We start from the raw sequence: 20,402 nt of genomic DNA on the forward strand, positions 1-20,402 counted from the left end.
TCGCGCTGGCGATTCCGCTGCGCCGCGCGGGCGTACAGGATATCTGCGGGATTGCGGTGCTGGGCGTGAGTCCGCGTTGCGTGCTCGACGAGAGCTATCGCGCGTTTTTCGATCTCGTCGCGGCGAGCGTGGAGGCGGTGGTCGCGAGCGCGCTCGGACGCGAGGCGCTGCAAGCCGCGAATCGTCAGAAAACCGAATTTCTCGCGATGCTCGCGCACGAGCTGCGCAATCCGCTCGCGCCGATCCGCCATGTCGCCGACCGGCTGGGTTCCGAGGGACTCACCGGGCCGCAGGCGGCGCGCTGCATCGAAATCCTGCGCCGCCAGGCGGCGGTGCTGAGCCGTCTCGTCGACGATCTGCTTGACATGTCGCGCATCACGCTCGGCCGCGTGCAGTTGAACAAACGCGGCGTGCTGCTGCAGGAGATCATCGCGCAGTCGCTGGAGAGCGTCGATGCGCTGATCCGCGAGCGGCAGCACCGGCTCACGGTGACGAGCGAGGGCGCGGCGCGCGTGGACGGCGATCCGCAGCGGCTCGTGCAATGTCTCGTCAACGTGCTGACGAACGCCGCGAAATACACCGGCAAAGGCGGCGAATTGCGGATCGAATCGTTCGAGCGCGAAGGCTTCGGCGTGCTGCGCGTGCGCGATACGGGGCAGGGCATCGCGCCCGAACTGATCGAGCATATCTTCGACCTGTTCGTGCAAAGCGAGCGCACGCTCGACCGCGCGCAAGGCGGCCTCGGTCTCGGGCTTTCGCTTGTCAAGAAGGTGATCGAGATGCATGGCGGGCATGCGTACGCGACGAGCGACGGCGTGGGGCGCGGCACCACGGTCACGCTCGAAGTACCGCTGGCCGACTGCGATGCGTCGCCGCTCGAAGCCGAGCCCGACGCTACGCTGGAGCAACGCGGCCCGCTGCGCGTGCTGGTCGTCGACGATAACGCCGATGCCGCCGACTCGCTCGTCATGCTGCTCGAAGCGGAAGGCCACGCGGCCACGGCGGTGTACGACTCGGACGCCGTGCTCGCGTCAGCGCGCCAGTTCGCGCCGGATGCGATCGTGCTCGACATCGGCTTGCCGAAAGTGGACGGCTATCACATGGCGCAGCGTCTGCGCGAGACGCCGGATCTTGCGCACATCGCGCTGATCGCAGTGACGGGATACGGCCAGCCGGAAGATCGCGCGCGTGCGTTCGAAGCCGGTTTCGATGACCATCTCGTCAAGCCGGCGACGCTCGACGCGCTGCGTCACGCGCTCGCCAAGGCCGGTCGATGATGTTTGCAGCGCGTGAATTCAAACGCGCCGCGTTGTTTTCCGTCTGATGATCGGATCAATGCTTGGGTTTCTTCGGAATCTTCGCGCCCGATTTACGCGCCTGATTCAAGGCAATCGCAACCGCCTGCTTTTGCGATTTACCTTCCTTCATTTCGGTCTTGATGTTCTTCGAAATGGCCTCGCGAGATTTGCCTTTGTTGAGCGGCATGACGACCTCCTTCGCAGATAGCGGCTATGTTGAGGAATGACGCGTTCACGCACGCACGCCGCGTGCCGCGCGCACGTTTCGAGACATCTGCGCGGACGACTTGATGCGCACGGCGGGCATCGTGTTTGCTCAATGCAGATTCCCCATGCCCGACGAGGCGACAGGAGGCCATCATGCCGCGCGCAATCTGGAAAGGCGCTATCAGTTTCGGGCTGGTGTACGTGCCCGTCGAACTCTATCCGGCCACGCAAAGGTCTGCTCGACCGGCGCAGCTTCGATCCGGTCGGTCATCAGAACATCAATAAACGCACGGGCAAGCCTATCGCGCGCGACGACATCGTGCGCGGCTACGAATACGAAAAGGGCGCGTACGTGGTGATTTCCGATGAGGAAATCGAAGCGGCCAGTCCCGAAGCGACGCAGACCGTGGATATTCTCGCATTCGTCGAAGCCGCCCAGGTTTCGTTTCTGTATCTGGACACGCCGTATTGGCTCGCGCCCGACAAGCGCGCGGGCAAGACCTATGCGCTGCTGCGCGACGCGCTTGCGGCGAGCGGCAAGATCGGCATTGCGAACGTGGTGATGCACAGCCGTCAGCATCTGGCGGCGCTGGTCGCGACCGGTCCGGCGCTGGCGTTGCAGACCTTGCGCTGGTCGACCGAAGTGCGCGAGGACGAAGCGATTCCCGCGCTGCCGAAATCCGCGAAGGAAGCGGGCGTCAGCGCGCACGAGATGCAGATGGCGCGCAAGCTCATCGACGACATGACGACCGAGTGGCAACCGGAGTCGTATCACGACACCTATCGCGACGAAATTCTCGCGCTCGTCGAGCGCAAGGTGCGTGAGGGCAAGGCGCACGAAGTGGAGCAGGTGCATGCGCCCGCGCACGAGCGTCGCAGCGCCGATATCGTCGATCTTTCCGATCTGCTCAAGCGCAGCCTCGGCAAACGCAATGGCGCGGCGAGCAACGATTCGCCGCCGCGCAAGAGCGCGCCGCGGCGCGGGAAGCGCGCGGCGTGACGATGTTGCGCGAATGCTGCGCAATGAAACGGGATGGCGGCGATGAAGCGCAATCTATCGGGCAATCTGCGGGCTTACGAAGCAAAACGACGCTTCAATGAAACGCCTGAACCCGCGCCGACACGCGGGCGCGCGCGTCGCAACGGCGGCGCGTCGTTCGTGATTCAGCGTCATGACGCGCGGCGTCTGCACTACGATTTTCGGCTCGAACTCGACGGCGCGCTCAAGTCGTGGGCGGTGCCGAAAGGCCCGAGTCTCGATCCGACGGTGAAGCGGCTCGCGGTGCACGTCGAAGATCATCCGCTCGAATATGGCGCGTTCGAAGGCACGATTCCGGCGGGGCATTATGGCGCGGGAACCGTCGAGATCTGGGATCACGGCAGCTGGCAACCGGAAGGCGGCATGCGCGCCGCGCGCGAGGGTTACGCGCATGGCCATCTGAAATTCACGCTCAATGGCGACAAATTGCACGGCGGCTGGGCGCTCGTGCGTAGCCCGATGGGCGACAGCAAGCAGGAGCGCTGGCTCCTCATCAAACAACGCGACGACGATGCGGTGAGCGAGGACGCGTTCAAGGTCACGGACGAGCACGGCGAGAAAAACGGCCCTGCCAAGAAGCGTGAAAAGACCCCGCCGAAAACGAAAGCGCGCGATGCGGTGAAGATGAAAAGCACGTTGGCCGATTCGAACGACGCGAAAAAACGCGCTTCGAAAGCCGCTGCAAAACCGTTGAATCAATCCGCGCCTGGCAAGCTGCGCGGCGCGGTTCGCGCGGCCTTACCGCAAACGCTCTCGCCTCAACTCGCCACGCCCGCCGACGCACCGCCCAAAGGCGAAGACTGGCTCTACGAACTGAAATTCGATGGCTATCGCGTGCTGGCTCGCGTCGATCATGGTGAGAAAGGCGGGCACGTTGTGCAGATTTTCACGCGCAGCGGTCTCGACTGGAGCGCGAAGTTTCCGCGTCAGATCGAAGCGCTGGCCGCGCTCGATATCGATTCCGCGTGGTTCGACGGCGAGGCCGTGGTGCTCGACGAGCAAGGCGTGCCGGATTTTCAGGCGCTGCAAAACGCCTTCGAAGAAGGGCATGCGGATGCCATCGTGTTCTGGCTGTTCGATCTGCCCTGGCTCGACGGTTTTGATCTGCGCAAGGTGCCGTTAGAGACGCGGCGCGCGCAGCTTGCCGCCTTGCTCGAACGCGGCGATCAGGACGCGCTGCGCTTTTCCGCTGCATTCGACGGCGATCCCGACGATTTGCTGCAAGCGGCATGTGGCGCGAATCTCGAAGGTCTGGTCGCGAAACGACGCGAAAGCGTCTATACGTCCACGCGCAGCGCGTCGTGGCTCAAGCTGCGATGCGCGCGTCGGCAGGAATTCGTGATTGGCGGCTACACCGAACCGGCGGGCAGCCGCACAGGCTTCGGCGCGTTGATTATCGGCGTGTATGACGAGGCGGGCGCGTTGCACTATGCCGGTCGCGTCGGCACCGGTTTCGATACGGCCATGCTGGAAAAACTCGCGCGCGAGTTGAAAACGCGGACGCGCAAGACCACGCCGTTTGCCGATGTGCCCGCAGCCGAACGGCGTGCGAATGTGCATTGGGTGCAACCGGAACTCGTGGCCGAAGTGCGTTTCAAGACCTGGACGAGTGCGGGCGTGGTGCGTCAGGCGTCGTTTGTCGGGCTGCGTCGCGACAAGGCGGCGGCATCGATCGTGCGCGAGCCGCAGTCCCAGCCCGTGAAAGTGAAGGCGCGTGCATCGTCGCCTGCACACGCGATCAACAAGGAAGCCAACGTGGAAGACGAAGTTTCAGGCGTGCGCATCACGCATCCCGAGCGCGTGATCGACGAACGCAGCGGTACGCGCAAGATCGACCTCGTGCGGTATTTCGCATGGATCGCGTCGCATTTGCTGCCGGGCTTGCGCAATCGTCCGGTCGCGCTGGTGCGTGCGCCGAAGGGCGTCGACGGCGAACTGTTTTTCCAGAAGCATGCGAACAAGCTGCAGATTCCGCATGCCACGCAACATGCCGATCTCGACCCCGGACACGCGCCGCTGCTCACGCTCGACAGTCTCGCGGCGCTGATCGGCGCCGCGCAAATGGACACGATCGAACTGCATACGTGGAACGCGCTCGCGAGCCACATCGAGAAGCCCGACCGTCTGATTTTCGATCTCGATCCCGATCCGTCGCTCGACTGGGCGCGCATGCGCGAAGCGGCGCAACTCACGCGCGAATTGCTCGAAGCGCTCGGTCTGCGCGCGTGGTGCAAGACGAGCGGCGGCAAGGGGCTGCACGTCGTGGTGCCGATCACGCGTCACAGCAGTTGGGACGAAGCGAAGGATTTCGCGCAGGCGGTGGCGAGGCATATGGCCGCGACGCTACCCGATCGTTTCAGCGCGAAGATGGGGCCGCAGAATCGCAAGGGCCGTATTTTCGTGGACTATCTGCGCAACGGGCGCGGCGCGACCGCGATCGAGGCGTACGCGCCGCGCGCGCGTCCGGGTCTCGGCGTTTCGACGCCGATCGCGTGGGATGAACTGCCGCGCGTGACGAGCGGCGATCAGTGGAACGTGTCGAATCTGCATGAACGGCTCGACGCGCTGCGCACCGATCCGTGGCACGACTATGCCGCTGCGAAGCAACGCATCACCGCGGCCATGTGGAAGCTGCTCAAGGGCGAATGACGCCCTTGCGCTTCTGTGCGCTCAATGCGCGCACACGGCGGTGAGTGCGTTGTCCCATTCGGTGTCGGGATCGACGTCGAAGAACTTGCCTGCGCCGACCGTGGGCATCATGTCCACGCGATCGATCAACTGACCTTGCGCGTCGTAGCTCAGGCGCGTCATCAACGACGCCTGGTGTTTCGTGCAATCGAACGCCACCCGTTGCTTGAGCAACGAGGCGGGCGCGACGCCGCGCGCGACGGCCGTGGGCTGGTCGTAGCGGATCTGCACCCACGCGCGGCGGATCGCGCCTTCGCGCACGATGGACGACGTGTCCACCGATTCGGTCCACGTATTGGGCACCGAGCCGACCGTGGTCCACGTGGCCGCATGGGCCACGGGCGCGGCCACGGCCAGCGCCAGGCAGGTCAGGAATCGTTGCGCGGAGCGGGGCAACAGGGCGCGCGGCGAACGGCGCGAGGTGGACGCTTCGGTACTCATAGGTTTCTCTGCGGATAAGTCGGCTTGCCGGGGCGGCGACGAGCGATCGCCATTGTAAGCGCCTGTTGCGGAAGCAAGCGGTTTCGCCGGCAGCGCGCGAGAATCCGCACGCCGGATCTGCTGCGTCGCACCATCCCCACGCATCGCCGGCTTTCGCTAGAATCGATCTTCGTCGCGGCATGATCGAAGCGCGAATGCTGCTCTGATGGTTCATCCTTTAACGGAGGCGAGCGTGCCTGGTTTACTTCCCAATGTCGACCGCGAAGGGCTTCTCGAGTACTCGGTGGTGTACACCGACCGCTCGATCAATCACATGTCGCAGCGCTTTCAGGGCGTCATGCGTGACCTCTCCGCGAGCCTGAAAAAGGTCTATCACGCGAAGGCCGTCGCGATCGTTCCCGGTAGCGGGACGTTCGGCATGGAAGCCGTTGCGAGGCAGTTCGCAACGAATAAAAAATGTCTGGTGATCCGCAATGGCTGGTTCAGCTACCGCTGGACGCAGATCTTCGATATGGGCAGCATCCCGTCGGAGTCGGTCGTGTTGAAGGCGCGTCCGGTCGAATCGGGGCGCCAGGCCGCGTTTGCGCCGCCGCCCATCGACGAGGTGGTCGCCGCCATCCAGGAACACAAGCCCGATCTCGTCTTCGCGCCGCATGTGGAAACCGCGTCCGGCATGCTGCTGCCCGATGCGTATCTGCGCGCCGTCGCCGACGCCGTGCATGCCGTGGGCGGGATGTTCGTGCTCGACTGCATCGCGTCGGGAACGGTGTGGGTGGATATGGAGGCGAGCGGCGTCGACATCCTGATCAGCGCGCCGCAAAAGGGCTGGAGCGCGTCGCCGTGCTGCGCGCTGGTCATGTTCAGCCCGCTGGCGCGCGAGCGTATCGATTCGACCACCAGCACCAGTTTCGCGTGCGATCTGCGCAAATGGCTGCAGATCATGGAAGCCTACGAGGGCGGCGGTTTTGCGTATCACGCCACGATGCCCACGGACAGCCTCGCGATACTGCGCGACGTGATGAAGGAAACCGAAGCCTACGGCTTCGCGAAAGTGCAGGCCGAACAACTCGAACTCGGCGCGCGCATTCGCGCCTTGCTCGCGCAGAAGGGTTTCCGGAGCGTGGCTGCCGAAGGTTTCGAAGCGCCGGGCGTGGTGGTCTGTTATACCGACGACGACGGCATCCGCTCGGGCAAGAAGTTCGCCGACGTGGGCCTGCAGATCGCCGCTGGCGTGCCGCTGCAATGCGACGAACCGGCCGATTTCAAAACCTTCCGTATCGGCTTGTTCGGGCTCGATAAACTGCACGACATCGACGGCGCGGTCGAACGCTTCGCGAAGGCGTTGAACACGATCGACTGAGTTCGTGTTTCACACGATGTTTGAAGGGGCAGGCGTGCGCGCCTGCCCCTTTTGCCTTTTGCGTTACGACGACGCGAGCGATTCGCGCGCCGCTTTCACGACCGCATCGGTCGTAATGCCGAACTTGGCGTACACGTCCTGGATCTTGCCGGACTCGCCGAAGCTATGCATCCCGACGAACCGGCCTTCGGGTCCGATATAGCGATCCCAGCCCAGCTCGACGGCGGCTTCCACGGCCACTCGCGCGGGCGAATCGCCCAGCACGGCGCGTCGATAATCGCGATCCTGTTCTTCGAACAGCAGACGGCAAGGCATCGACACCACGGCGGTCGGCACGCCTTCGCTCTGCAGAATCTCGCGCGCCGCCACGGCCAGTTGCAGTTCCGACCCGGTGCCGATCAACGTGAGCTTGCGCGGTCCGCCTTCGGCTTCGTGCAGCACATACGCGCCGCGCGCCGAGCGGTTCTCGCCGCTCGCATCCTTGCGCAGCAGCGGCACCGGCTGGCGCGACAGCGCAATCAGCGCGGCGCGGCGCGGATTGTCCAGAATCAGCTCCCAGCATTCCGCCGTTTCGACCGGATCGGCGGGGCGATACACGGCGAGTTGCGGGATCGCCCGCAGCGCCGCGAGATGCTCGACCGGCTGATGCGTCGGGCCGTCCTCGCCGAGACCGATCGAATCGTGCGTCATCACGAAGACGGAGCGGATGCGCATCATCGCGCTCAGGCGGATCGCCGGGCGGCAATAGTCCGAGAAACACATGAACGTGCCGCCGTAGGGAATCAGGCCGCCATGCAGCGCGATGCCGTTCATGGCCGCAGCCATGCCGTGCTCGCGCACGCCGTAGTGGACGTACGAGCCCGCATAGTGTCCGGGCTTGATCTCGACCTGATGCTTCGTTTTCGTGTTGTTCGACGGCGTGAGGTCGGCGGACCCGCCGAGCAGTTCGGGGATGGCGTCGAAGAGCTTGTCGAGCACTTCGCCGCTGGCTTTGCGCGTGGCGATCGCCTCGCCTTTTTCGACGAAGGCTTGCCGCGCCGCGGCGATGGCCGATTTCCAGTCGGGCGGCAGATGGTGTTCGTTGCGGCGCGTGAATTCGTCGCGCAACGCGGGCGGCGCCTGCTTGACGCGTTCATTCCACGCGAGCCGCGCCTCGCTTCCGCGCGCGCCGATTGCGCGCCACTCGCGCAACAGATCGTCGGGAATCTCGAACGGCGGCGACGGCCAGTCGAGAATCTTGCGCGCGCCCGCGATTTCCTCTTCGCCGGGCGCGTCGCTATGCGCTTTCTGCGTGCCCGCCTTGGTCGGAAAGCCGAAGCCGATGATCGTCCGGCACGCGATCAGCGTCGGACGGTCTTGTGTCGCGCGCGCGGTGGTGATGGCGTCGCGGATCGCGTCGGTGTCGTGGCCGTCGATGTCGAGCACCTGCCAGCCGGAGGCGTGGAAGCGCTCGATTTCGTTGTCGGAGACCGCGAGACTCGTCGCGCCGTCGATCGAAATCGAGTTGTTGTCCCAGAACGCGATCAGGCGTCCGAGCTTCAGATGGCCGGCGAGCGAGATCGCTTCCTGGCTTACGCCTTCCATCAGGCAGCCGTCGCCGAGAAAGACGTAGGTGTGGTGATCGACGAGTTCGTCGCCGAAACTGGCGTTCAGGATGCGCTCGGCCAGCGCCATGCCGACCGAATTCGCGATGCCCTGGCCGAGCGGCCCGGTCGTGGTTTCGATCCCGGCGGCGTGCGAATACTCGGGATGCCCGGCCGTCTTGCTGCCGACCTGACGAAAGCGCTTCAATTCGTCGATCGTGATGTCCTTGTAGCCGGTCAGATAAAACAGGCTGTAAAGCAGCATCGACGCGTGGCCGTTCGAGAGAATGAAGCGGTCGCGGTCGAGCCAGTGCGGCTCGGCGGCGTCGAAGCGCAGGAAGTCGCGGAACAGCACGGTCGCGACGTCGGCCAGACCCATCGGCGCGCCGGGGTGGCCGCTGTTCGCTTTCTGCACCGCATCCATCGACAGAAAGCGGATGCAGTTCGCCATCGCGCGCAGATGCGGGTCCCGGGGCGATGGAATGGCGTGCGCGGGCGCGCTGCCGCTGGCGGTCTGGTCGGTCATGGGAGGTCCTCTTTCGAATGGCGGATTGGCGAATGGCGCGAATGGCAGATAGGCAGTCGCGCAAGTTGCGTGCCGTTGCGGCGGGTGTCGGGCGTGCTGAATCCGGTGACAAGCAGTGACGATACGCCGCTTCGGCGCGCGGCGACGGGAACGTGTCATGCGGCGATGAGCTTACGTTTTGCCACAGGAGGGCATCGCATCATGGAACCGGATACCCAGTCGGCGGACCGCGATGAAGCGGGAGCGCATTCGACCCGCGCGACGAATGCGCGCGATCAGCCGCCCGCGAAGCCCGCGCGCGGCGCGCCGGGCAGCTTCGATCAGCCCGAACCGAATCCCGACGTGATGCCGCGCGAAGGCGGCCCGCACCCCGAGCAGACGGCCGAAGTGCCGCTGGGATCGGGCGACGAAGGGCTGCCGTCCGGCGCGCGCGGCCACAACAGCCCGCCGGTCAAAAGGAAGCCCGGCGGGAAGCCCGGCGCGTGAAACGCTACACCGGCGGCGAGTCCGGCGACCCCCGAAGGCCGGTCCGCCGCTTCAGCTTTCCTGTAAGATCCACGCCTTCTCGTCGGCTTCCGGCAGCAGCGCCACGAAGTTCTCGACGATCGAATCGGCGCCCGTGTCGCGCCACGTGAGACCGACGTCCCAGCGGGCGTCGTCATCGTGGATCGGCAGGCACACGACCTTGTCGCCGGGCGAATGCAAGGCCGACTCGTGCATGATCGACACGCCGAGCCCCGCGCCGACCAGCGAAAGGATCGTCAGCGACTCGTTCGCGTGCTGCACGGAGCGCGGCTCGAAGCGGCGCGACGCGCAGAAACGGACGATGTGATCGTGCAGGCCCGGCGCACGCGCGCGTTGCAGCATCAGGAACGGCAGCGTGCGCAGCGCCTCGACGTCGAAACCGGAGATGGCGTGCGCGAGCGTGTGCGGCACGACGAGCGCGAGCCGGTCGGAGAGAATGCGCCGGTGCGCGAGACCGGGCTGCACGGGCAGACGCACGAACCCCGCCTGAAGGCTGCCTTCGAGCAGCCGTTCCATCTGTTCCGCCGAAGACAGATCGTGCAGCGTGACATCGACGTCGGGAAACCGCGCGCGAAAACGCGGCAGCACGCGCGACACGGTCTCCACCGTCGAGAAGCTGTAGCCGATCGCGAGGCGGCCGACTTCGCCGCGCGCGGCGCGCTTGCCCTGCGAGAACACGCGCTCGGCCTGCTCGACCAGCGGCCGCGCTTCGCCGAGAAAGTAGCGGCCCAGTTCGGTGAGCGCCGTGCCGTGACGGTCGCGATGGAACAGCGGCGCGCCGAGATCGTCCTCGAGCCGCTTGATCTGTTTGGTGAGCGCGGGCTGCGAGAGATTGAGCGTTTGCGAAGCGGTGCCGAAGTGCAGCGAGTTCGCGAGCGTGACGAAGGATTTGAGTAAATGGAAGTTCATATCCGCGAGTTATCACCGCCGGTTATCACCACAACGACAACAAGTCATTGGACCGCGCGGCGCGGCTATGTTCGAATGCCGTTTCGCGCAGTATAGCGGGCACATTTGAGTCGGAGTGCCATGCAATTCATATATTGCAAACGGTGATTTCGTTATTCCAAAGACCCCTATATGGATACGGTTCGATGCGTGTCAACGCAATCGTTACGTGATTCGTTCAAGGGCGGAGCCATCAGCAGGAAATACATGAAACGATATTCGGGGAGATCACGCGCGGCATCCGTACCGCGCGTCGTGGCGCGGCGATTCGCGCGGCCTGTGCGTCTGGGCGTGGGCGTTGGCGTCGGTCTGGGCTTGAGCTTGATGGCCGCGAATGTGATCGCCGCCACCACGGAGTTGAGCGATCAGGCGGAGCAGGCAAAAGCCGAAAAACCGGCTGAAAAAGCCGCGCCGCCCGTGGCCGCCTCGGCAAGCAACGCGGTGTTGCCGACCGTCACGGTCAATGGCGCGAGCGGCAACGCATGGCGCGCCCGCACGGCGTCGGTCGCGGGCTACGACAATGCGTCGCTGCAGAATACGCCCGCGTCGATCACGGTCGTCACGCGCGCGCAGATCGATGATCAGCAGGCCAAACGTCTGAGCGACGTGGTGCGCAACGACGCCTCGGTGAACAAGGATTACGCGCCGGTCGGCTACTACGAGGGCTTTTCGATTCGCGGCTTCGCGCTCGATCCGGCGAGCGCCTATCGGCTCGACGGTCTCACGCTGTCCGGCGAACAGCAGGTGGCGCTCGAAAACAAGGAGCGCGTGGAGATCCTCAAGGGTCTCGCGGGCATCGACAGCGGCGTGATTTCGCCGGGCGGCGTGGTCAACTACGTGAGCAAGCGCCCCGAAAACGTGGCGAGCGTGACGGCGGGCGTGGACAGCCGCGGCTCGACATCGGCGGCCGTGGATCTCGGGCGACGCTTCGGTCCCGACGATCAGTTCGGCCTGCGCGTGAATGCCGCGAAAGAGAACATGCATTCGTACATCGACGGCACGAACGGCCGGCGCACATTCGGCTCGATCGCGGCGGACTGGAACATCGACCCGCGCGCGAGCCTGCAATTGAACGCGGAATTCCAGCAGTGGATTCAGCGTTCGGCGTCGGGCTATCAATTGCTGGGCGGCACGGTGGTGCCGTCGGCGGTGTCGTCGTCGAAACTGCTGGGCGCGCAGTCCTGGGCCAAGCCCGTGACCACCGACGCGCTCAACATCAACGGCCGCTTCGACTACGCGTTCAACGACAACTGGCGCGCGTATGTGGCGGCCGGCCGCAGCCGAACGATGATCGACGATAACGTTGCGTTCGCGTATGGCTGCTACTACGTATCGAGTTGCGGCGCGGGCGGCACCTCGCCGTACTTCTTCAGCTCGAACGGCGATTACGACGTCTACGACTATCGCAGCCCCGGCGAATATCGCCGCAACGACGAAATGCGCGTGGCCGTCGACGGCAAATTCACGACCGGTCCGCTGCGCCACGACGTGCTGTTCGGCACGAGCGCGCTGCATCGCGTGGTGCATCTGTCCGATGCGGTCTACGACTACGTGGGCAGCGAAAACATCTATGGCGACGATGTCGATTTCGCGCCGTCACCGAATTCGCCGAGCGTGTCGTATCCGCAACTCGACGCGTGGCAATACTCGTTGTTCGCCACCGACCGCGTGAGTCTCGGCGAACATTGGGAAGTGCTCGCGGGCGGCCGCGCCGTGTTTTTGCGCCAGAAAGCGTGGACGAGCCAGGACGGCCCGGAGACCGGCACCGACAAATCGGCGTTGCTGCCGCAGATCGCGCTGGTCTACAAGCCGATCGCGCCGCTCTCGCTCTATGCGTCGTACAGCAAGGATCTGTCGCTCGGCGATCAGGCGCCCGTGCGTGCGAGCAATGCTTACGCGTTCTTGCCGCCCGTCGAGTCGCATCAGTATGAAATCGGCGCGAAGTACGACTGGGCGAATCGCCTGAGCCTCACCGCTGCCGTGTTTTCGATCAGCAAGCCGTTCCAGTATGCCCAGCCCGATGCGTCCGAGGCCGGTTATACCTTCGTGCAGCGCGGCACGGAACGTCATGACGGCATCGAGCTGTCGGCGTCGGGACGCGTGACGGAGCGCGTGTCGGTGACGGCGAGCGTCGCGGCAATTCGCGCGCGCGCCTACGATTCGGGCACGCCCGCGTACGAAGGGCATCAGGTCATCAACGTGCCGGCCTTGCGCGCGGCGCTCAACGCGGACTGGTCGGTGCCGGGCCTCGCGGGATTCGATCTGCTCGGCGGCATCGAATACAGTTCGAGCCGCAACGCCAACGAGGAAGGCACGGCGCGCGTGCCGGGCTGGATTGTGTTCAACGCGGGCGCGCGCTATACGACGAAGCTCGCGGGCCATCGCACGGTGGTGCGCCTGTGGGTCGACAATCTCTTCAACCGCTACTACTGGAGCGATGCGGGCGAGCAGCAGGGCGACGCGTATCTGTTCCTCGGCGCGCCGCGCACGGCGCGTCTGTCCGTGACGTACGACTTCTGATGACTTCCGTTCGCGTGGCCATGGCCTCTGGAGAAATTACATGACCTGAATGACCCTGATGCTCGAGTACTTCCATCCGTGGACGAATGCGGCGGGCTTCTATGTGGCGCGAGACGAAGGCTGGTTCGCCGAGGCGGGACTCGACGTGGAGATCGTCGTGCCCGACCCGGCGCGCGGCGATGCGCTCGCGCATCTCGCGCGCCACGACGTGGACTTTGGCGTGTTCCCGAGCAATCGCCTGTTCGTGCAGCGCGAGGCGGGCCATCCGCTCGTCGGCATCGCGGCGATCAACCATCGCGCGCTGGAGACGATCCAGACCGTCGCGGCCACCGGCATCGAACGGCCGCGCGATCTGGCGGGACGGCGTCTCGCGCTGAACCCGACGCCGCGCGGCATGGCGATGGTGCGCCATCTCGTGGCGCACGACGGCGGCGATCCGGATGCGATCACCATCGTCGATAGCGGCGTGCGCGAACTGCCGCCCGAAAGCTTTCTCGACGGCGAGGCCGATGCCTCGTTCGGCAGCTACTGGGCATGGGACACGCTGTTCGCCTCGCGCGTGCCGGACGACGAGCGGCGCATCTGGCCGGTCGATGAAATCGGCGCGCCCGCCTATCATAGCTATCTGCTCGGCGCGCACGAGGACACGCTGGAAACGCGCGGCGAACTCGTGCGCGGGTTTCTGGCGGCGGCGCGACGCGGCTATCTGGCGGCGGCGCGACGCGGCTATCTGGCGGTCGCGCAGGAGCCCGAGCGGGCGTTGCCGTCGCTGGAGCGCGTGATTCCGTATTTCCCGCGCGCGTTGCTCAAGCGCTCGCTGCCGCTGATCGCGCCCACGTGGACGCACGACGGCACGTGGGGCGTGCAGCGCGAGGCGCTCGTGCATCCTTACGCGCAATGGCTCGGCCGGCATGGCGTGCTGCGCGACGCCTCGCAGAGTCCGCACGCGTTTACCAACGCCTTTCTGCCCGACGATACGCGGCAGTCAGGCACGTATAAGTCAGCATAAGCAAGCATCGGCACGTACGACTGCTATCCGGCAAGGAACCTTCTACACATCATGTCCGCACTCGAAATCATCGGCGTTATCGTCAGCGCGCTCGCCATCTGGCTCACGGCGCGCCGCAAGATGCTGTGCTGGCCGATCGGGCTGGCCTCGGTGGCGCTGTATGGCTGGATCTTCTTCGACGCGCGGCTCTATTCCGATGCGCTCCTGCAAGGCGCATTCGCCGTGCTGCAACTCTACGGCTGGCACCGCTGGCTCGCGCAACAGCGCGGCGGCGCGCAGCAGGCGAGCGACGACGCGCAGCCGGTCGTGCCGGTCGGCGGTCTGACGCTCGCGCGTCTCGCGCCCGATCTGTTCGCGGCGGTGATCGGCAGCGTGCTGCTCGGCGCGGCGATGGCGCATTTCACCGATGCGGCGCTGCCCTGGGTCGATGCCTCGCTCACAGCGTTCAGTCTGGTCGCGCAATACTGGACCGCGCGGCGCTACATCGCGTCGTGGACCTTGTGGATCGTGGTCGATGTGATCTACGTGGGCGTGTTCATCTATAAGGGCTTGTATCTCACGTCGGGGCTGTATGCGCTGTTCCTGCTGCTCGCGGCGCTCGGCTGGCGCGACTGGTCGCGCGCGTTGCGTGCCGATGCCGAGCAGACCGCGTATGCGGCGTCGGGCAGCCGGGTTTGATGCGGCCGCGCCAACGAGATCATCGACATCATGAAGCACGATCACGATAACGACCGCGCTGCAAACGCGAACGCTGATACGCACGACGCCGCCACGCGCGCCGCGCCGCAATTCACGGTCGACGGCGAGAAGGCCGAGCGCGACTGGCCGCTCATCACGCGTGACGAAGTCGAGCGCCTGCTCGCCGGTTACGCCGATCTCGCGCCGCTCGCGAAGATCGCGTGGCACAGCCCACGGCCGTTTTCATCGGCGGTGCTCGCGCATACGCTCGATGGCCGCGCGTGGTTCGTCAAGCGTCATCACGCGCGTTTGCGCAGCGCGGCGGGCCTCGCGGAAGAGCATGGTTTCATCGCGCATCTGCGCAGTCGCGGCGTGCCGGTCGCGGAGGTGCTCGCGGATCGCGCGGGCCGCACGGCCATCGCGCAGGACGGCTGGACGTGGGAGGTGCACGCGGCCGCGCCGGGACTGGATGCGTATCGCGGCGTGATGTCGTGGAAGCCGTTTTTTCACGCGAGCCACGCGTGGTCGGCGGGCCGCACGCTGGCGCGTCTGCACCTGGCCGCCGCCGATTACGACGCGCCCGCGCGCGCGTTGCAGCCGCTGCTGTCGAGCTTTCGCGTGCTGAGTTCGCCGACGCTCGAACCGGCGCTCGACGCCTGGGTGCAGGCGCAGCCCGGCCTCGCGCGCTCGCTGGCCAAACACGACTGGCGCGCCGATATCGCCGAGGTGATTGCGCCGGCTCACGCGCGGCTCGTGCCGTGGCTGCCCGCGCTTCGCTCGCAATGGACGCACGGCGACTGGCACGCGTCGAACCTGTTGTGGACCGACGCCGCGCCGGGCGCGCAGGTGCGCACGGTGCTCGACTTCGGTCTCGCGGATCGCACCTGTGCGGTCTACGATCTCGCGCTTGCCATCGAACGCAACACGATCGACTGGCTCGCCGCGCCCGCGACGTGCACGGTGCAGTACGAGCAGATCGCCGCGCTGCTCGACGGCTACGCGTCGCTCGCGCCGTTGAGCGAGGCCGAACACGAAGCGCTGATCGCGCTGCTGCCGATCGTGCACACCGAATTCGCTCTGCTCGAAGTCGAGTATTTCGACGATATCCTCGGCGATGAAACGGGCGTGAACGCTGCGTACGACGGCTATCTGATTGGTCACGCGCGCTGGTTCGAGGGCGAGGACGGAATGCGTCTGCTTGCGTGGTTACGAAATCGATATCGTCAGGATAACCAGGTATGAGTCATGAGCAGACACACGATGCACGTCGCGCCGCCGTGCTGGTCGAAGCGGCGGCGCTCGCGCGCGAGTTAGGCGAGCCGGATCTGGTGCTGCTCGATGCGCATGTGGAATTGCCGTCGCCGCGTTTCGACGGCGATTACCGCGTGGCGAGCGGTCATGACGGCTGGCTCGCGCAACGTGTGCCGGGCGCGCGTCACGCCGATCTGAGCGCCGCATTGAGCGCTCCGCATGAAACGCTGTCGTTCATGCGGCCTGCGCCGTCCGCGCTCGCACGCGGCCTTGAAGCGCTCGGCGTGAGCAACGAGTCGCGCGTGGTGATCTACGATCGCGCCGATGGATTCTGGGCCGCCAGGCTTTGGTGGATGCTGCGCTGGATCGGCATCGATGCGCGTGTGCTCGATGGCGGCTGGCGCGCGTGGCGGGCGGCGGATCTGCCGGTCGAAAGCGGGCCGGGGAGAGCCGTGGCGCGTGGGCATATCGAGGTGCGCGAGCGCGCCGGCATGTGGGCCGACCGCGCGGATGTCGAAGCGATCGTGGCGGGGACGGTCCGCAGCACGCTGGTGTGCGCGTTATCGGCGGAGGTGTTCTCGGGTGTTTCAGCGAGCCGCTATGCGCGGCGCGGGCATATTCCGGGCAGTTTGAATGTGCCTGCGCGCGGGCTGTTCGATGACGGCGGGCGGTACGCGGCGGTTTCGGCTTTGCGCGAGACGCTGGGCGCGCTCGATCGCTCGCAACCGGTTTGCGTGTATTGCGGTGGCGGAATTTCAGCCGCCGTGGATGCGCTCGCACTGACTTTGACGGGCCGCGACGATGTCTCGATCTACGATGGATCGTTGCAGGAATGGGCGGCGGATCCGGTGCTTGCGATGGTGGTGGCGAAGGGGCGTTGAGTCGATGGATGGCGCGATGGGTATTCATCGCCAATGCAATGACACTTCCACACCACCACCATTCCATCCACGAAACAGCAATCCGCGCTACACGAATCGCCGATTTAAAACGACCACATTTTCTCCAATGTGGATAAAAACCCGAAACGCATATTCTAATTTTCTTTCTTCGATAGAATATGCGTCGGGAATCCGGCGCTTGTGATATTCGAAATCGGCTTCCCGCTTTGAATCGGGGGCGAGCGAAGCCATGTCTTCGTTCTGTCAAAAAGGGGACCGCGCGACGCGGAACCTTAAAACGGTATCGAATAAGTTGGCGACATGTGGCGACGCTTCACTACCGTCGTTGGCAGGGTCATTCCGGGTGCGGGCAGTCGCCGTCGCAAGCGTGGATGGGTAACGCCCGTTACCGTTTTCATTCTCGGCTTGAGCTTTCTCTGGACCGGCACCCTTGCGGACTCCAACACGCCGCGCCAGTCGGTGTTGCGCGTGCTCGCGTGGCCCGGCTATGCCGACGACGACTGGGTCCAGGCGTTCGAAAAGCGCTTCCACGCCAAGGTCGAAGTCACCATCGTCGATTCCGATGAAGCGTTGTGGGCGCAGATGCATAGCGCCGTGCCGCCGCCTTTCGACGTGCTGGCCGCCAATACCGCCGAGATCGCGCGCTACGCGCAGGCGGGCATGCTGAGCGCGCTCGACCTGAAAAAAATTCCCAACCGTCGCTGGCAGCAGCCGTTTTTTCAGCATCTTTCCGACATTCGCGGACTTGTGAATGCCGGTCACGCATACGCCATTCCGTTCACCTGGTCGTCGATGGGACTTATCTACGATCGCAAGCAGTTTCCGGTCGCGCCGCGCTCGATGCGGGTGATGTGGGATCCGCGCTATCGCGGCAAGGTGCTCGATTTCAACAGCGCGCAGCACAACTTTTCGTTCGCGGCGCTCGCGCTGGGCTATCCCGATCCGTTTCATCTGACGCCCGAGCAGATGCGCGCCGTCACACGCGAACTCGTGAATTTGCGGCGCAATCTTCTGACCTATTACACGCTGCCCGAAGAGGCCACGGCCCTGTTCGTGGAGCATCACGCGGCGCTGATGTTCGGCAATTACGGTACGCAGCAGGTGGAGCAGTTGCGCAAGGCGGGCGTCGATGTGGGCTACGTGATGCCCGACGAAGGCGCGCTCGCGTGGCTCGATTGCTGGGCGATCACGCGCAACGCGAGCAATCTGGATCTCGCGCACCAATGGCTCGACTATATGCAGGAGCCGGAGATCGGCAAGCAACTGACGCAGCGCGAAGGGCTCGCGAACACGATGACGCCCGTGCCCGGCGCCGCATCCGATGCGGGGCCGAAGCTGGTCTGGCTGCAACTCGTCGAGAGCATCGGCCAGCGCGAGGCGCTCTGGCAACGCATCGAATCGGGTGATCGCTTGAGGACCTTCCCGCAATGATCAAGCTCGGGTTGACGGCGAGGCTCTCGATTCTGCTGGTGTGCATCGGCGTGCTGGCGTCGGGCGCGACCGGCTATTCGACGTATCAGGCCAATCGCCGGCTGCTCATGCGCGAGGCGGAGCGCAGCCTGCTGACCTCGACGCAGCTGCTCGGCCAGCGTTTCACCGCCGCGCTCGGTGACGTCGCCGCCGACGCGCTCGTGCTCGCGACGCTGCCGTCGTCGGTGCAGGTTGCGCTCGGCGATGCGTCCGGGCCTGGCAGCACGCGGCTCAAGCAGGTTTTCGTCGGCTTCATGCTGCAGCATCCCGAGTATCGGCAGATCCGTTTGATTTCGCGCTCGCATTTCGGCCTCGAACGCGTGCGCGTTGCGCGTGGCGAGCACGGCGTCATGGTCGTGCCCGACGACGATCTGCAGGAGAAGGGCCAGTTTCCGTACGTGTTCGATACGCTGATCGCGGATACGGGGCGCGTCTATCTTTCGCAGATCGGACTCGAGGGCGGCGTGGCGTCCGACCCGGATCAGCCGGTGGTGCGCATCGGCACGCCCGTCGCCGATACGAGCGGCAACAACATCGGCGTGCTCGTGATCGACGTGGATTTGACGCGCGTGTTCGAGCGGATCGAGCGCGATTTGCCGTCCGATTACGCGGTGTATATGGCGAACGAGTGGGGCGATTTTCTCGTGCATCCGGACCCGTCGCAGACCTTCGGTTTCGCGCGTGGACGGCGTGTGCTGATGCAGAAGACGTTCCCGCTCACCACGGCGCTCTTCGACGGCAGCCAGTCGACCGTGACGTTTAACGGCTTCGCGCACGCGCACGAGCCGCCCGCCGAGGTATTCGCGTTCGCGCGCCTGCCGTACGGCGTCGTGGACGACAAGCGCTTCGTCACGCTCGGACTCGCGCGGCCGCTCAGCGACGTGCTCGAACCGGCCAACGCGCTGGGCGCGCAGATCGTGTGGCTCGCGCTGATATCGAGCGTCATCGCGATCGTGCTCGCGATGCTATTTGCACGCGCGCTGGTGCGGCCGCTGCGCACGCTGGCCCATGCCGTGACGCACATCTTCGACGACGCGGCGATTCAACGTCTGCCCGTTGCACGTTCGGACGAAATTGGCGTGCTCGCGCGCTGCTTCGAGCGCATGCGCAGCGAGATTCGCTCGCAGGTGCACGAGCTGCGCGCGCGTCAGGAAGAGTTGACGCATCTCGCGGGGCACGATCCGTTGACGGGGCTGCCAAACCGCATGCGCTTCATGGATCAGCTCGAATTCGCGATCGGTCGCGCTGCGCCGGGCGGCGAAAAGCTGGCGGTGCTGTTCGTCGACCTGAACGGCTTCAAGCAGATCAACGATCACTTCGGTCACTCCGCCGGCGACGCGGCGCTCGTAGTGGTGGCGCAACGTCTGCGCGCGGCGCTGCGCGAAACGGACATCGTCGCGCGCTTCGGTGGCGACGAGTTCGTGATTCTTGCCGGCGATGTGCAATCGCCCGATGCGATCGACTCGACGGCGGCGCGCATTCAGGCTGCGATGCATCTGGCCGTGCCCGTCGGCGCGCATTCGGTCAATGTGGGCGTGAGCATCGGCGTGAGTGAGTTTCCGGCCGATGGCGACCACGCCGGAGAATTGCTGGCGAAGGCCGATGCCGCGATGTATATCGCCAAGACGCTGCCCGGTGCCGATTGCGTTCGCTATCGGGAACGCATGAATGTGTCGGGGGATACGGCTGATCAATCACGCGCGCTACGCGACATCGAATAAGACAACCGTTCGTTCGAGTGATTTGTGTCGTGCGAATGAATCGCGCTTCGTCTGATGTTTATTCGCGCGAGTTACAAAACAAATTTGGGGCGTCATGGATTTTTTGAAGCGCCGCGATTACACTCGGGTCTGATTTGTACCGAACAGTTAATTCGGTTCACTGATTTCCCCGCCGTGTTTGCTTCCCCGGCAAGATCGGCTTGTGCCAGCTACTGCTGGCACTTTTTATTTCGTCC

Annotated in this window: 15 protein-coding genes and 1 pseudogene; 12 read left to right on the top strand and 4 right to left on the bottom strand. The window is 65.0% G+C overall.

Annotation, left to right across the window (positions count from 1 at the left end):
• Positions 1-1,277, top strand: a 1,277-nt coding sequence (locus G3N97_RS14640) for an ATP-binding protein (RefSeq protein ID WP_205993868.1), incomplete at its 5' end; no start/stop codon positions are given.
• Positions 1,278-1,332: 55 nt separating this feature from the next.
• On the opposite strand, the gene G3N97_RS14645 is transcribed toward G3N97_RS14640, so the two are convergent.
• The gene (locus G3N97_RS14645) at positions 1,333-1,485 is read right to left on the bottom strand and encodes a DUF6496 domain-containing protein (RefSeq protein WP_205993870.1); all 153 of its coding nucleotides are present in this window, start codon (positions 1,483-1,485) and stop codon (positions 1,333-1,335) included.
• A 173-nt stretch (positions 1,486-1,658) separates the two neighbouring features.
• Here G3N97_RS14645 and G3N97_RS14650 point away from each other — a divergent pair.
• Both G3N97_RS14650 and ligD read left to right on the top strand, forming a co-directional pair.
• Positions 1,659-2,505: pseudogene (locus G3N97_RS14650) on the top strand (Ku protein).
• Between the two features lie 42 nt (positions 2,506-2,547).
• On the top strand, positions 2,548-5,193 hold the full coding sequence (ligD, locus tag G3N97_RS14655; protein WP_205993876.1) for a DNA ligase D: 2,646 nt from the start codon (positions 2,548-2,550) through the stop codon (positions 5,191-5,193).
• A gap of 21 nt (positions 5,194-5,214) precedes the next feature.
• Here the strand turns inward: ligD and G3N97_RS14660 are convergent, their stop codons facing one another.
• The gene (locus G3N97_RS14660) at positions 5,215-5,673 is read right to left on the bottom strand and encodes a surface-adhesin E family protein (RefSeq protein WP_205993878.1); all 459 of its coding nucleotides are present in this window, start codon (positions 5,671-5,673) and stop codon (positions 5,215-5,217) included.
• Positions 5,674-5,905: 232 nt separating this feature from the next.
• Between G3N97_RS14660 and G3N97_RS14665 the strand changes: the two genes are divergently transcribed.
• Positions 5,906-7,033, top strand: a complete 1,128-nt coding sequence (locus G3N97_RS14665) for an aminotransferase class V-fold PLP-dependent enzyme (RefSeq protein WP_205993880.1) — start codon at positions 5,906-5,908, stop codon at positions 7,031-7,033.
• Positions 7,034-7,096: 63 nt separating this feature from the next.
• Here the strand turns inward: G3N97_RS14665 and tkt are convergent, their stop codons facing one another.
• The gene (gene tkt, locus G3N97_RS14670; protein ID WP_241030580.1) at positions 7,097-9,142 is read right to left on the bottom strand and encodes a transketolase; all 2,046 of its coding nucleotides are present in this window, start codon (positions 9,140-9,142) and stop codon (positions 7,097-7,099) included.
• Positions 9,143-9,343: 201 nt separating this feature from the next.
• On the opposite strand from tkt, the gene G3N97_RS14675 reads away from it, so the two are divergent.
• Positions 9,344-9,628 carry a hypothetical protein gene (locus G3N97_RS14675; RefSeq protein ID WP_205993882.1) on the top strand — a complete coding sequence of 95 codons (285 nt, stop codon included), beginning with the start codon at positions 9,344-9,346 and terminating at the stop codon, positions 9,626-9,628.
• Between the two features lie 51 nt (positions 9,629-9,679).
• Here G3N97_RS14675 and G3N97_RS14680 read toward each other — a convergent pair whose 3' ends face one another.
• The gene (locus tag G3N97_RS14680) at positions 9,680-10,576 is read right to left on the bottom strand and encodes a LysR family transcriptional regulator (RefSeq protein WP_205993883.1); all 897 of its coding nucleotides are present in this window, start codon (positions 10,574-10,576) and stop codon (positions 9,680-9,682) included.
• Positions 10,577-10,939: 363 nt separating this feature from the next.
• Between G3N97_RS14680 and G3N97_RS14685 the strand changes: the two genes are divergently transcribed.
• From G3N97_RS14685 to G3N97_RS14715, 7 genes are all read left to right on the top strand, one after another.
• On the top strand, positions 10,940-13,135 hold the full coding sequence (locus G3N97_RS14685) for a TonB-dependent siderophore receptor (RefSeq protein ID WP_241030585.1): 2,196 nt from the start codon (positions 10,940-10,942) through the stop codon (positions 13,133-13,135).
• 49 nt (positions 13,136-13,184) lie between these two features.
• Positions 13,185-14,144 (top strand): ABC transporter substrate-binding protein, encoded by a 960-nt coding sequence (locus G3N97_RS14690; RefSeq protein WP_205993887.1) that lies wholly within the window; start codon positions 13,185-13,187, stop codon positions 14,142-14,144.
• Positions 14,145-14,195: 51 nt separating this feature from the next.
• A complete protein-coding gene (gene pnuC, locus G3N97_RS14695) occupies positions 14,196-14,822 on the top strand; it encodes a nicotinamide riboside transporter PnuC (RefSeq protein WP_205993889.1) in 627 nt (208 codons plus the stop codon).
• Between the two features lie 30 nt (positions 14,823-14,852).
• On the top strand, positions 14,853-16,064 hold the full coding sequence (locus G3N97_RS14700; protein ID WP_205993897.1) for a phosphotransferase: 1,212 nt from the start codon (positions 14,853-14,855) through the stop codon (positions 16,062-16,064).
• Positions 16,061-16,954: a rhodanese-like domain-containing protein gene (locus G3N97_RS14705; RefSeq protein ID WP_205993899.1), complete on the top strand. Its 894-nt coding sequence runs from the start codon at positions 16,061-16,063 to the stop codon at positions 16,952-16,954. The genes G3N97_RS14700 and G3N97_RS14705 overlap by 4 nt, the downstream gene beginning before the upstream one ends.
• A 321-nt stretch (positions 16,955-17,275) precedes the next feature.
• Positions 17,276-18,406, top strand: coding sequence for an extracellular solute-binding protein (locus tag G3N97_RS14710; protein ID WP_205993901.1), 1,131 nt, complete (start codon positions 17,276-17,278; stop codon positions 18,404-18,406).
• Complete coding sequence (locus tag G3N97_RS14715; protein ID WP_205993909.1) at positions 18,403-20,166, top strand: sensor domain-containing diguanylate cyclase; 1,764 nt, start codon at positions 18,403-18,405, stop codon at positions 20,164-20,166. Before G3N97_RS14710 ends, G3N97_RS14715 begins: the two co-directional genes overlap by 4 nt.
• The last annotated feature ends 236 nt before the right edge of the window (positions 20,167-20,402 follow it).

Source organism: Paraburkholderia sp. Ac-20347 (genome assembly GCF_017104805.1).
Taxonomy (GTDB): Bacteria; Pseudomonadota; Gammaproteobacteria; order Burkholderiales; family Burkholderiaceae; genus Paraburkholderia; species Paraburkholderia tropica.